This window comes from Acetobacterium sp. (assembly GCF_039830195.1).
Classification (GTDB): Bacteria; Bacillota; Clostridia; order Eubacteriales; family Eubacteriaceae; genus Acetobacterium.
Map to the genome: position 1 here is coordinate 36,321 of NZ_JBDODG010000023.1, position 13,825 is coordinate 50,145.

General features: G+C 44.3%; 11 protein-coding genes. 10 read left to right on the forward strand and 1 reads right to left on the reverse strand.

Translation table 11 applies throughout. The features are described 5' to 3' along the window. Positions 1 to 13 precede the first annotated feature (13 nt). The 5 genes from ABGU93_RS07860 (at position 14) to ABGU93_RS07880 (ending at position 6,724) form a co-directional block, all read left to right on the forward strand. Positions 14 to 1,342, forward strand: coding sequence for an aminomethyl transferase family protein (locus tag ABGU93_RS07860; RefSeq protein ID WP_347412923.1), 1,329 nt, complete (start codon positions 14 to 16; stop codon positions 1,340 to 1,342). A 158-nt stretch (positions 1,343 to 1,500) separates the two neighbouring features. After that, a complete protein-coding gene (locus ABGU93_RS07865; protein WP_347412924.1) occupies positions 1,501 to 3,171 on the forward strand; it encodes a formate--tetrahydrofolate ligase in 1,671 nt (556 codons plus the stop codon). 177 nt (positions 3,172 to 3,348) lie between these two features. Next, a complete protein-coding gene (locus ABGU93_RS07870; RefSeq protein ID WP_228882133.1) occupies positions 3,349 to 3,831 on the forward strand; it encodes a nucleoside-diphosphate kinase in 483 nt (160 codons plus the stop codon). A 27-nt stretch (positions 3,832 to 3,858) separates the two neighbouring features. Beyond that, positions 3,859 to 4,359: a GNAT family protein gene (locus ABGU93_RS07875; protein WP_228882135.1), complete on the forward strand. Its 501-nt coding sequence runs from the start codon at positions 3,859 to 3,861 to the stop codon at positions 4,357 to 4,359. Between the two features lie 88 nt (positions 4,360 to 4,447). Then, entirely contained in the window at positions 4,448 to 6,724 is a 2,277-nt protein-coding gene (locus tag ABGU93_RS07880; RefSeq protein WP_347412925.1) for a methyl-accepting chemotaxis protein, read from the forward strand. 169 nt (positions 6,725 to 6,893) lie between these two features. On the opposite strand, the gene ABGU93_RS07885 is transcribed toward ABGU93_RS07880, so the two are convergent. Continuing rightward, a complete protein-coding gene (locus tag ABGU93_RS07885; RefSeq protein ID WP_347412926.1) occupies positions 6,894 to 8,429 on the reverse strand; it encodes a helix-turn-helix domain-containing protein in 1,536 nt (511 codons plus the stop codon). A gap of 251 nt (positions 8,430 to 8,680) precedes the next feature. On the opposite strand from ABGU93_RS07885, the gene ABGU93_RS07890 reads away from it, so the two are divergent. The 5 genes from ABGU93_RS07890 (at position 8,681) to nuoE (ending at position 13,735) form a co-directional block, all read left to right on the forward strand. Beyond that, on the forward strand, positions 8,681 to 9,442 hold the full coding sequence (locus ABGU93_RS07890; protein ID WP_347412927.1) for an SDR family oxidoreductase: 762 nt from the start codon (positions 8,681 to 8,683) through the stop codon (positions 9,440 to 9,442). A gap of 61 nt (positions 9,443 to 9,503) precedes the next feature. Beyond that, positions 9,504 to 10,001, forward strand: a complete 498-nt coding sequence (locus ABGU93_RS07895) for a 4Fe-4S dicluster domain-containing protein (protein ID WP_347412928.1) — start codon at positions 9,504 to 9,506, stop codon at positions 9,999 to 10,001. A gap of 1 nt (position 10,002) precedes the next feature. Next, the gene (locus tag ABGU93_RS07900; protein ID WP_347412929.1) at positions 10,003 to 12,054 is read left to right on the forward strand and encodes an aldehyde ferredoxin oxidoreductase N-terminal domain-containing protein; all 2,052 of its coding nucleotides are present in this window, start codon (positions 10,003 to 10,005) and stop codon (positions 12,052 to 12,054) included. 46 nt (positions 12,055 to 12,100) lie between these two features. Continuing rightward, a complete protein-coding gene (gene fdhD / locus ABGU93_RS07905; RefSeq protein WP_263993027.1) occupies positions 12,101 to 12,922 on the forward strand; it encodes a formate dehydrogenase accessory sulfurtransferase FdhD in 822 nt (273 codons plus the stop codon). A 252-nt stretch (positions 12,923 to 13,174) separates the two neighbouring features. Then, positions 13,175 to 13,735 (forward strand): NADH-quinone oxidoreductase subunit NuoE, encoded by a 561-nt coding sequence (gene nuoE, locus ABGU93_RS07910; RefSeq protein ID WP_286946154.1) that lies wholly within the window; start codon positions 13,175 to 13,177, stop codon positions 13,733 to 13,735. Positions 13,736 to 13,825: the final 90 nt, after the last annotated feature.

Genomic DNA, 13,825 nt, shown 5'->3' on the forward strand with positions numbered 1-13,825 from the left:
AAGGAGAAATAAAATGTTAAATTCAATTAATCGCGATGCGTTTACGCTGTTTAACCAGGGAGGGAATCTGATACCTTATGAGTACACCGGGTATAAAAATGAAATTTTGGCATCAAAATCGACGGCCTGGTTTGGGACAACATTGAACAATTCCCCAATATACGATGTCAAAGGACCGGATGCGGCAAAATTCCTGACCTCCATCTGCATCAACAGCTTTTTAAAGATGAAACCAGGCAGCATCCGCCATGCCGTTCTATGTAATGACCAGGGTTTCATTCTGACTGACGGAGTAGTCATGATGATTGCCGAAAATCACTTCCGAACCTACTGGCTTAACCCGGTGGTGGGATATTATGTATCGGTTACTGAGATGGATGTTGAAGGCGTTGATTTGTCGGGTAAAGAGTTTTTCTTCCAGCTGGCTGGACCAAAATCTCTGGAAATTCTGGAACAGGCTTCTCAAAGCGATCTCCATGATATAGCCTTTACCAAACATCGGATGGCAAAAATTGCCGGGATCGATGTACGCATTCTCAGACTGGGCATGGCCGGCACCCTGGGCTACGAAATTCATGGCGATACGAAAAATTCAGAAGCGGTTTATGACTGTATCTGGGAAGTGGCTAAAACCTTTGACGCCAAAAAGCTGGGACAGGTTGGTTATACCATGAACCATACTGAAGCCGGTTTCCCGAATATCAATATGCATTATCCATTGCCCTGGTTTGAAACGGAAGGCCTAAAAGAGTATATGGCCGCAAGACCGATGGAAGGCTTTTTTAATCTGAATAGAGCCCTGGTTGGCAGCGTGGGTGATGATTTAACGACCCGTTTTGTCACCCCCTATGATGTCGGCTGGGAATATCTGATCAAGTTTGATCATGACTTCCCGGGCAAGGCGGCATTGGAAGAAATTGCCAAAAACCCGACCAGAACCATGGTGACCCTGGAATGGAATCCCGATGACCTGGGCGAAATCTTTGCTTCACAGTTCAGAGGTCAGGACGTTGAACCTTTTGAAACCATGGACGACCGCCCCATGGATATGTATTACAACAGCGGTTTTTCGATGTATTACCACGCTGATAAGGTTCTGACGGATGGTAAAGAAATTGGTATTTCCAGCGGTCGATTGAATAGTTATTACTATCAGCGGATGATTTCGCTGGCCTTTATCAAGCCGGAATATGCCGTTGAAGGAAAAGAATTGAAGGTTGTCTGGGGAACACCGGGAAAACCGCAAAAAGAAATCCGGGTGACGGTTGCCCGTTCGCCTTATATGAATCTGGAAAACAATAAAGAAATTGATGTGAACGAAATTCCGAGATATAACAAATAATCTATTATAAAGAAGAATACTAAAATCATCTGATAAAAAATTAATAAAGTCAGTTATAAAACGCGTTTGTTGCAAAATTTTAAGATAAACGCGTTTTATACTAAATGAGAATGAATTAGTAAACGTGGAAATTATTATAAACAGGAGAATTATTAAAAATGAAAACCGACGTACAAATCGCCCAGGAAGCCAATCTGAAGCCAATTTCAGCAGTGGCAGAGCAATTGGGAATAAAAGCCGATGACATGGAGCTTTACGGCAATCACAAGGCCAAGGTATCTCTTTCAGTGTTAAAGGATAATCAGGATAAGCCAGATGGTAAACTGGTGCTGGTAACAGCCATCAACCCGACCCCAGCCGGAGAAGGTAAAACCACCACCAACGTGGGTCTGTCCATGGCGCTGAACTACATTGGTAAGAAAACGATCACAACCTTAAGAGAGCCTTCTCTGGGACCTTGTTTTGGGGTTAAAGGCGGTGCAGCCGGTGGCGGTTACGCCCAGGTCGTCCCGATGGATGATATCAACCTTCATTTCACCGGTGACTTCCATGCCATTACCTCGGCTCACAGCCTGCTAGCAGCCTTGCTTGATAATCACCTTCATCAGGGAAATGCCTTAAACATTGATCTGGACCGGATTGTCTGGCGACGGGTAGTCGACATGAATGACCGGGCGTTGCGAAAAATTACGGTTGGCCAAGGCAGTCGCGCCAACGGCGTTGAACGGGAAACCGGCTACGACATTACCGTGGCTTCAGAAATTATGGCGATTCTCTGTCTGGCCTCCAGTCTGACCGATTTGAAAGAACGTCTGGGCCGGATGATCGTCGCCTACAATACCGCTGGCAAAGCGGTGACTGCAAGTGATCTGGAAGCCACCGGCGCCATGGCTCTGCTGTTAAAAGATGCCATCAAACCTAATCTGGTGCAAACCCTGGAAAATACCCCAGCCTTTATTCATGGCGGACCGTTTGCCAATATCGCCCACGGCTGTAACTCAGTCCTGGCCACTAAAACAGCTTTAAAATTGGCCGATTACGTGGTAACCGAAGCTGGCTTCGGCGCTGATTTGGGAGCTGAAAAGTTCTTTGATATTAAATGCCGTTATGCCGGCATCAGCCCCAGTGCCGTGGTCATCGTTGCCACTGTCCGGGCGCTGAAAATGAATGGCGGTGTGGAAAAAGCGGAATTGTCCAAAGAAAATGTCAAAGCAGTTGAAGCGGGAACGGCCAACATTGTTCAGCATCTGGATAATTTAAAGAAGTTTGAAGTACCAGTGGTGGTGGCGCTCAATAAGTTCCCAACTGATACGGCTGCCGAATTTGACGCCGTTAAAAAAGCCTGCGAAGATAAGGGTGTAAAAGTGATCTTGTCCGATGTCTTCTCTCAGGGGGGCAAAGGCGGGGTGGAGCTGGCCGAGGAAGTGGTCAGACTCTGTGATCAGAATGTGGCACCTTACAAACCCCTTTATGCCCTGGAACTGCCCCTTGAAGATAAGATTGAAACCATTGCCAAAGAGATCTACCGGGCCGATGGGGTGGAATACACCCTGGAAGCCAAGCAACAGCTGGACGAAATTGCCGCTCTGGGCTTTGATCACCTGCCGGTTTGTATGGCAAAAACCCAGTACTCGTTCTCGGATGATGCCGCCCTGTTGGGAGCACCGCGCAATTTCAACATCCATGTCAAAGAAGTCCGTCTGTCTGCCGGCGCCGGATTTGTGGTAGCCATTACCGGTGCTATTATGACGATGCCGGGTCTTCCCAAAGTGCCGGCAGCCAACGGTATGGATATTACCGAAGACGGTGAAATCATCGGGTTATCCTAATACCCTGCCACTGAAAACATTTAAAGCCCCATTGCAAAAATAAAAAAATATAAAATAACAAGTACATTCATACAAATAATTTAGAAATTTTAACGTCAGGCCCATCTTCAGAAAATTTTTGTTGAAAAACGAGAAGCTTTTGAGATGGGCTCTGTTTATCGAAAGGAAAGATAAAAAATGAAAACGTATGCTTTTATCATTATGAAACCAGATGCATTAGAACGAGAACTGGTTGAAACAATTAGCGAGCGCTTTAGGAATGAAGGATTTTCGATTGAAAAGATCGGTTATCGCAATGTCGATGAACAGCTGATTATTGCACATTATCAGGAAGTCATTGAACGGTTTGGGGAAAGCTTTAAGGCGGCCGTGATCAGCAGTTATGCCGGTAAAGGAATGATTCCAATTCTGTTGTCTCAGGAAGGTCCAGCTGCCATTGCCAACTCCCGGGCGCTCACTGGTACAACGGATCCGTCAAAGGCAGATAGGGGCACCATCCGAGGCGACTATGGATACGACACCCTGGAAGCAGCCAATCTTGAAAACCGCAGCTGTAATAACCTGCTGCACTGCAGCGATTCAGAAGCATCGTTGCGGGAAGAAGCGAAGTTGTGGTTTGGCGAAGCGCTGGATGTAGCGATCAATCTAAATGCCAGTTAGTTTACGTAAATAAATTAGGAGAAAATCATGAACGTTCAATTACGAAATTTAAAGCTGAATGATGCGCACAGTATCATGAATCATGCCACTGGGCCGGTGGTGAGAAACCTGGGAAAAGCGGCTCAAAAATCGTTTGCTCTAGATGATATCCATTCGTTTATTTTAAAAGACAAGAATGTTTACCGGGTTAAGCAGATTAATAAAGCCATTATGTACGAGAACAAAATCATCGGGACAATCAGCCTGATGATTCAGGAGGATGATGGCAGTAAATCCGGTGAATTAGTCTTTTGGATCGGTGAAAATTATTGGGGACGGGGAATTACCCAAAATGCTATTGAAGAAATGTGTCAATTGGGATTATCCGAATTTAATTTAGTGCGTATTTTTGCAGTGCCAATCTTTGAGAATATAAGAGCCAGAAAAGTTCTGGAAAAAGCAGGGTTCCGGCTGGAAGGAATTATGAGAAAGAGTGTTTGTCTCAATGATCAGGTACACAATGCCTGTATGTATACACTGCTCAAGTGAGTTTAATAGATATGGCGATTAAAGACATCAAGCGTTATTGACTGTATTAAATCAAAAGCAATGGATAAAAAGAAGGAAGTTGAATAAAATGAAAAAAAGAAAAAATGAATCAGCAGCTGCAATTAGGGAATTCAGAGGAAAGTTTTCACATAAAATATCACTTCTGATTATCGCGATCTCGTTCATCGGGATTGGTTTATACGGAGTCATTTCTTATCTGCTTGTATCATCCTATCTGGCTAATTTGAAAGATCTGAATGTTGAACAGATACGTTTTGAATTTGGAATGCTTATTGCAGTGATGACACTTTCAATCATGTGTTTAAGTTTGATTGGTTCAATGATCGTAGGAAATATATTAACACGACCAATAAAAAAACTGAATGAAGTTTTCTCAAAAATGGCGTTGGGAGATGTTGACTTGGATGTAAATGATTTGAATGCATTTTCACAACGTTCAAAAGATGAATTGGGACAGATGATGGCATCATTTGTCCTAATGATTGAAAAACGAAAAGACCTGGCCGCCAAAGTTCAAAATTTGGCGGCAGGCGATTTTTCGGTGGAGTTTAAGAAAGAATCAGAGCAAGATATTTTAGGTCAGTCTTTGCTTGATATTGTCGCTCAAATCAATCAATTGTATTCTGAAATGGCAGAAAAAGCCTTTAAAACAAACGAAGGTAATTTTGAATATGAAGGAAATGAAGAAGGATTAAATGGTCAATTTCAACATTTTATGATTGGTTTTAATCAGGTTATCAGAGACCTAGTTGAACACATCAGAATGGGTGAGTCAATTATTGGAAAGATTGGCAAAGGCGAAATACCGGATAAAATCACCAAAGAGTATGCTGGTGATTATAATCATCTCAAGGATGGCATTAATGCCTGTATTGATGGCTTAGGGGCTCTCGTAGAAGGCAACGCTGTGATGGCAAACATGCGTGTCAATGATCTGTCCCAAGTTGTTAAAGGACAGTACCAGGGAATTTATGGAGAGCTATCGGAGTCCATCAATCGTGTCCACCAACAACTGAACCTGATTGTGGCAGTAGCCAGCCGGATTGCCGCAGGTGATCTCAGTGATTTAAAAGAATTAAAACAAGTCGGGAAGTTAAGCACAGCCGATACGTTAAATCCAAGCTTGATTGCAATGATTGAAAATATTGGTAATCTGACTCAGGAAACCCAGGCAATGGCAACCATGGCTATCGAAGGAAATCTCAGTTACAGGGGGCATGTCGAAATGTTTAGTGGCGAATATGCGAAAGTCATCGCCGGTTTTAATCAAACCCTGGATGCAGTGATTGCGCCCATTTCCGAAGCTTCAATTGTACTGACTGAACTATCAAAGGGGAATCTGCAGACAGCGATGAGCGGTGACTATTCAGGTGATCATGCTGAAATAAAAACTGCCATGAACAAAACAATTGCGTTTTTAAAGCGGTATGTTGCTGAAATCAGTGAGACATTGAGTGAAATCGGTCAGGGAAATCTGAATCTGGAAATTACCTCCTATTACCATGGCGATTTTCTTACCATTAAAATGGCATTAAATGACATTACCACCCATCTCAGCGAGACCATGGCAGAGATCAACACCGCTGCCGATCAGGTGAAAATGGGCGCAAGACAGATTTCCGATGGGGGTCAGGCCCTTTCACAAGGCGCAACGGAACAGGCCAGTACCATTGAAGAGCTCACCGCCTCCATCGAGGAAGTAGCCGGTGAAACAAAACAAAATGCGCACAATGCCAATGCGGTTAATGAAATTACCAGACGATTACGGGATAACGCTGAAGATGGCAATCTTCAGATGAAAAGAACAGTTGATGCTATGAATGAGATTAATCGGTCATCGACGGACATTTCAAAAATCATCAAGGTGATTGAGGATATCGCCTTCCAGACGAATATTCTGGCATTAAATGCAGCGGTTGAAGCCGCCCGGGCCGGTCAGCATGGCAAAGGTTTTGCCGTAGTGGCCGAAGAGGTCAGGACGCTTGCGGCAAGAAGTGCTGAAGCCGCAAAAGAAACAACGGTTTTAATTGAAGACTCCATTGAAAAAGTAGTATCCGGTTCGAAAATTGCCGATGAAACGTCAGAGCGTTTAAAAGAAATGCTGACTGAAATTGAAACCGTTTCGAATCTTGTCAGCAATATTGCGATATCTTCGAATGATCAGGCGTCAGAAATTGCGCAGATTACGCTGGCAATCGAACAGGTCTCTCAAGTTGTCCAGACCAACTCGGCAACGGCGGAAGAAAGTGCTGCCGCAAGTGAGGAGTTAAACAGCCAGGCTGAGTTATTAAATCAGATGATCGGACGATTTCAGTTAAAAGAGGAAGAAAAAAAGTTTGTTTGAAAAATAGATAAAACCATTCGGGTTGTATTAAGGGAAAATCCCAGCAAATGTGTTCATACCGCTAGCTGGGAAGTCTTAATTTATGTTCTTTCAATCAGTACATTTATCTGTCAAATGTACTGATTTTTTAATAAAAGAAAGCCAAATGATTGAAGTAAAGTTTAGGGGATTAAAACGCAAGGATAAATTGAAACAGCTTCAATGAAAGCTGCAGATCAAAGATGACCTGTTGATCTGTCAGTTCGATTTTACACAGCTCCTCAATTTTCTTGAGTCGATAAATAAGGGTGCCCCGCTGAATGTACAAATCCTGTGACGCCTTTAGCTGCTTGCAGTTGTTATCCAGATAAGCAACAAGCGTTGGCAGCAGGGCAGCTCCTTTCTTTTGATCATATGCCTGCAATTGTTTAATACAGGGGTTTAAATAACTTTCAATATCGCCAAGTTTCACAAAGGCATAAATCATGCTGCTGAGGCGATGCTCTTTAAAATTAAATAACTGGTCGTCAAGACCTAGATAATTTCCGATGTCAATCGCCATCAGGGCTTGGCGGTAGAGCCTGGCAAGATCAGAAATTTTTTCTTCGCCATTGCTGACCCCGGCACACAGCTGATTTTTTTTCAGGAAGTGTGCTAAGTTTTCAGACTCCTGAGCACTGAGACTGCTTAATTGATCGTGATTGATCAAAATGACAATATGATCGTTATAAATCACCGCACAGGAACTGGTAATGAGTTTAAGGATGGCATCACTTATTTTCTTCAGCTGAGTTTTGTTTAAAAAGACATGCTGAGACTGAATTGTCAGAATATAGAAATTCTTTTTGGGCAGCCAGTTAACGTTACGGATCCGGGCAACTAGTTCAGCATCATTTTTAAACCGTTCATCCAGAATATCGGTAATGATTAATTCTAACCGGTTGTCAGTTAGATAGCTGCGGCTGTCATGGGTTTTAAAATATAAGGCCAGCATATCACCGAAATAACAGAGACAGGAAAAGTCACCCTCACTGATGGGATGATTTTTTTGGATCAGACTGATGATGGCAACCCGATTGCCGTTTAAAATGACACTTTTAGCTGATGCCCAACTGTTGCCATGCATGGGGTGGTTATAGGCGGCGTCATGGTCATCTAATAATGTCAAGGCCCGTTTTAAAACCTGGGAAGCCTGACTATCCAGGTCCGCATAACCTTTTTCAACAGTGAGCTTCCAAACTTCATCATTCATGGCATCGTCTGAGGTAAATCCAAGAACCTTCATGGAATTATCCAAAATCATCATGGGATTGGTCAGAATCCGATGGGCATAGTCAATCAGTTGATGAATGTCCACATTTTTCATCACCAGAGACAAAAGCTCATCGCCCCACTGAAAATAGCGGCGCATAACATCTCGGCAAATCTCGAATAATTGCGATAAGGATGAGACAGAATAAATAACTAAGGCACAGGGCGGCAGAACTTCGCTGTCGACCGTTTCCTTTCGTGTTGCCAAAATTAACATCTCGGAAGGAATATGAACATAAGCATCCTGGTTATAGTCGCTCCAGTCGATAATGACATAGCTGATATCGGTTGGAATTTTACTTTTTTTTGAGAAACAGACATCATCGACGTATATATTTTTGTTATAAGCGGTTCCTTTGCGGCAAAGCACACACGATTTAAGGCCATCGTAAAGCATCGACATAGTTACTCTCATTAATAATTACCTCAGCAGATTAAAGATTCAAAAAAACAGACCGGTAGTTAATATTCATCATACAAAATGTATAAAAAGAAAAGCAATTTTGAAATTAATGTAGAATGTAATTTGATAAGCCAGTTGCTATAATGATAACGATTGTAATAGCGATTTAAAAATTATTGATGTGTTGAGATCGGTTTTGTTTAGACTGCAAAAAAATGCATGTTGATTTTTAAATCCAAACTAAAAATATGAAGGAGTAAAAAATGGGCAGATTAGAAAACAAGATTGCAGTAGTAACTGGAGCAACATCCGGTATTGGGGAAGCCGTTTCGTTGATGTATGTCAAAGAAGGTGCAAAAGTTGTTTGTGTCGGCAGAAATGCGGAAAAAGGAAACGAACTGGTTAAAAAAATTGAAGCAATAGGCGGCGAAGGTTCTTTTGTTCAATGCGATTTGCGTAAATTTGAAGATATCGAAAAATTAAAAGCGGCGGTTGATGCAAAATATGATCATGTTGATATTCTTTTTAATTCAGCCGGCGTTCTGGTACACAAACCGTTTTTAGAGCAAAACAAAGAAGATTTCGATTTAATTATGGAAACCAATTATCGGGCTTACGTCTGGACGATGCAGGCTTTCATCCCGGGCATGGTGGCCGCCGGCAAAGGCAGCATCATTAACGTCGCATCTATTTCGTCAATCTGGCCAGAACTGAATTCTTATTTCTATGGTGCTATGAAAGCGGCTGTTACCAACCTTTCCCGAAATGTCGCCAAGGAATTTGCCCGCCAAGGGATTCGGATCAACTGTATTTTACCAGGACCAATTAATACCGGCATGACACCGGACTTCATTAAAAACAGCAAAGAAGCGCAACAGGGAATGATTGACACAGTGTGTATGGTCGGTCGTTTGGGTGAACCAGATGATATCGCTTATCCAGCCGTGTACCTGGGATCCGATGAGTCTTCTTTTGTAACCGGAACCAATATCGTTGTTGACGGCGGCGTGTGTATTAGCAACTAAGATAAAGTATCAAACAACTGAAAGAGGGCAACAAAAAATTTGATGAGGATGTAAGCGAAAAATGACGAATAATAATAGTAATCTTGGGCCAAAAGAGCTAGGCCGGCACGTCATTCAGCATGCCAAGGAATATTCAGTCTGCGTGGGCTGTAATGCCTGTGAAATTGTCTGCAGTCTGGTGCACGAGGGTGAAGCGGGGCAGATGTTAAGACGGATTTTTCTGGAACGGGATACCATCAATCTGGAGGATCATACGATTTTAACCTGCCAGCATTGTCAAGATCATCCCTGTTATGAAGCCTGTCCCAAAAAAGATCAAGCAATCTGTATTGAAGCGGATAGCGGCATTGTTTATATCAATGAAGCAGATTGTATTGGCTGTAAAAAATGCTACAAAGCCTGTCCCTATGAGCCCAAAAGAATCAATTATGACACAGTGTCAAAAAAAGCGAAAAAATGCGATTTGTGCCGCAATCGTGAAGCGGGTCCGGCCTGTATTGAGTATTGCCAGGTACAATGTCTCGCGCTGTCAGAGGCTGACTTAGGGAGGGAAAACTAAGATGAAGAGAGAATTATGCGGCTATGCCGGAAAAATCTTGCGGGTTAATCTGACGACAAAGGAAATTACTGAACAACCGATTTGGGATTATGTACCCATATACCTGGGGGGACGCGGTGTCGCCAACAAAATTTTCTGGGATGAGGTGAAGCCGGGAGTCAAAGCCCTCGATCCGGAGAATAAGCTGATCATCATGACCGGGGCAACCACCGCCACTGGTATTCCCACCGGCGGCAGGATTGTCATTGCCGGAATTGCACCCCAATGTTATCCCGAGCAGTATGCCTGGTCGGGGATGGGCGGCTGGTTTGGATCAGAGCTTAAATATGCCGGTTATGATGGAATTGTCCTTGAAGGCGCCCTGGAAAAACCGGGCTATCTCTTTATTGACGATCAGACGGTAGAAATCCGCGATGCCTTGGCAGCCGGCATTTGGGGGCTATATACCTATGATACCCAGATCAAACTGGAGTCTATTCATGGGAAAGATGTCAAAAGTATTGTCATTGGCCCGGCTGGCGAAAACCTGCTGCGGATGGCAATTGTGGCCACCGCCAATGAAACCGCCGCCGGCAAAGGCGGGTTCGGTGCAGTCATGGGTTCAAAGCTGTTAAAGGGCATCTGCGTCAGAGGCACCGGCAGTATCAAACCGGCAGATGTGAACAAGGTGCTGGAACTCAGAAAAACCATGGGCACCCCAGGTTTTAATACCAATCCGATTAAGGAATCACCGAAGTTTTTTGGTCATGGCCAGGAAGCAGAAGTGGAAGGGGGGCTGAGAGAATACAATACCACCTGCAGTCATGGATGCAACCAGCATTGTCCCCGACTGATGATGGATATCAAGAGCACCACCTGGAAACAGGAACGGATGAATCAGGTGTCAAAATGTGTAGGTCCCTTTGCCATTGAGTGGAAATACGATTGCGCCTGGATGCCGGCCCAAACCTATGTCACCGAAAAAAACAATACCGCCGCTTGCGCCATGATGTCCGGAGCAGCACCGCCACCGGACTTTTCTGATCCTGAAATTCCGATTCTCTTTGACGAACATCAGGGGGACGAATACAATTTCTGGGGTCCGGACTACAACCGAGGGATGACCATTAATGAGCTGTGCAGTCAGTATGGCGTCAATAAGTGGGATATCATTGTCTGGCTGATGACCTGGCTGTCCATGGGTAATACCGAAGGGGTTTTTGATGACATTGACTTCGGTATGGAAATCGATGTGGAATCGGAAGACTTCATGAAATATATGCTGGATATGATTGTCTACCGTAAAGGTTATTATGGCAATCTGTTTGCCGAAGGCATGTCCCGGGCAATACGGGAAATGGGCAAAGAAAAATTCGGCGACACCATTTATCAGCAGCGAAAGTCCCGACGATTCGGCGGTAAACAATTGGATATTCCCATCAGTTTTGAAGTAGCCTGGGGATATTCCGCCCATTGGAATGGCCGCGGTTATGAAGGAACGGTACCGTTAGATACCTGGCTGCCCATAGCTGTTGAAATGATGACCTCCACCCGGGATGCTCAGACCAATACCCATCACAAAGATACTACTGAGTATGTTCATGCCATGAAAACAGATCCTTATGGCAGCATGGCGGGCCCCCAATCAGTGATCATGAATGAAACGAAGTCAGAATTGAAGGAAGCCATCACCACCTGTGACTGGCAGCTGCCGGATATGTTCTGGATGACGGCCGAAACCGAATTATTTGAAGCGGCCACCGGGGCCGGCCTGACTCAGGAAGAGATTGAAACAGCTGCTAACCGGATCAAAAATTTATTTCGAGCCATTACCATCCGTAATTACGACCGAACCCGACAAATGGAAGTCGATGAGATTGTCCCCTTTCATCGTTATCCGGATGCTGACGGTATTTGCATTGACGAAGATGGATTTAATACTTTTGTGTCCAACTATTATCGTTTGCGCGGTTGGGATGAAAAAACCGGCTGGCCGACCCGAGAAACCTATGAAAAACTGGGATTGGGCGACGTGGCTAATGAATTGGCAGCGCTGGGTAAATGCCCACAATAAGCATTGTCTGTGAAATTTAAAAGATAAAGTGAGGAGGCGAAAAGTGATGGATAAGATAATGGTATTGTCATCAGAAAAGAAGACCAGTGGCTGTTATCGGCTGGCAGAGGGGCGGTGGACGGAACAAAAGCTTTCTTTGCCGGAAGAAATGCCGCTGACGATTTTTGTCAATGGCCATGAACTGGTAACCATTCTTTGTTCGCCTTCCAGTTTGAACTTTCTGGTGATTGGCTATTTGTTTTCAGAAGGACTTATCAAAGCAGTAAATGATATTGATATTTTAAGGGTCTGCGAAAGCAGTCGGCTGGCCGATGTCCGGCTAAAAAACGAAGTCACCATCAGCACCGAAAAACGGATTCTGACCTCCGGCTGTGGCGGTGGAATGAGTCTGGGAACAGCGATGCCCAAAATCAATATCTGTTCGGAGTTAAAAATTACGCCAGCGAGGATTTTTGATCTGATCCGGAAAATGGTCAAAAGCGGCTCCGCCTATCGCTTAACCGGCGGGGTTCACACCACTGTGCTGTGTGATCATGAACAGATTCTGGCCATGGGGGAAGATATCGGTCGCCATAACACCCTGGATAAGGTAATTGGTAACTGTATGATGTGTGAGATCAATCCCAAAGATAAGATCTTAATGACAACAGGAAGAATTGCATCAGAGATTCTTAAAAAAGCAGTAATGCTAGAAGTGCCCATGGTTGTTTCGCTTAGTTCACCGACTGATGAAGCGGTAAACCTAGCCCGAAGCCTGGGGGTGACCTTAATTGGTTATGTTCGTGGTCAAAACATGACCGTGTATGCCAATGGGCAACGTTTGGAAGCCTGCCAGAAAACAGAGATACTTTGTGCTTCAAAAGGATAATAGCGAACAATAAAAGACACCACTATCATTGAAATTATTAAATCAACAACAATTTAGATTTGTAACAAGCGATTTAACCGGAAGCTTTAAGTGGATACTCAAATAGTTCATAAAGGAATATTGATATGGAGATAATCAGAAGACCTTGTAGATTGCTGCAAGGTTTTTTGAATAATTAAAAGCTTTCTAAATGTTATGAAAACCAATAGTGTGAACACCTTAAGGACCCTGTTAAGAAAGAAAGGAAGAATAATGAGTCAAAATACAAAAATATCTGGCTGTGGCTGCCACGGTGACCAGCCCAACCCTTTCACAGAACTGACCCCGGTGCTGGACCGCTACGCCGACATCCCCGGAAGCCTGATCACGATCCTCCAGAAAGCCCAGGAGCTGTACGGCTTTCTATCCGTCGAGCTGATGCGCCATATCGCTGCCGAAACCCACACCGCCATTGCCAAAGTTTACGGGGTGGCCACCTTTTACACCCAGTTCCGCTTTAAACCTGTCGGGAAATACTTGATCATGCTGTGTCAGGGCACCGCCTGTCACGTCAATGGCTCCAAAATGGTGGAAGAAGCCGTGATGGACTATCTCGAGATCACCGAAGGCGAAACCACCCCTGACGGGTTGTTCACTCTGAACAACGTTGCCTGTCTGGGCTGCTGCAGCTTATCCCCGGTGATGATGATCAACGATGACACCTACGGTCAGCTGACCAAAGACAAGGTCACCCATATTCTGGCGGAGTTAAAAGAAAAGGCCAGTGATGATACAACGGATTCAGAGACCAGTGTTCAGGAGGTAACCGTATGAAAATTATCATCGGATCAGGCAGCTGCGGCATTGCCGCCGGCGCCCATAAGGTACAGACTGCCTTTGAAGCCATCATCGCTGAAAAAGGTC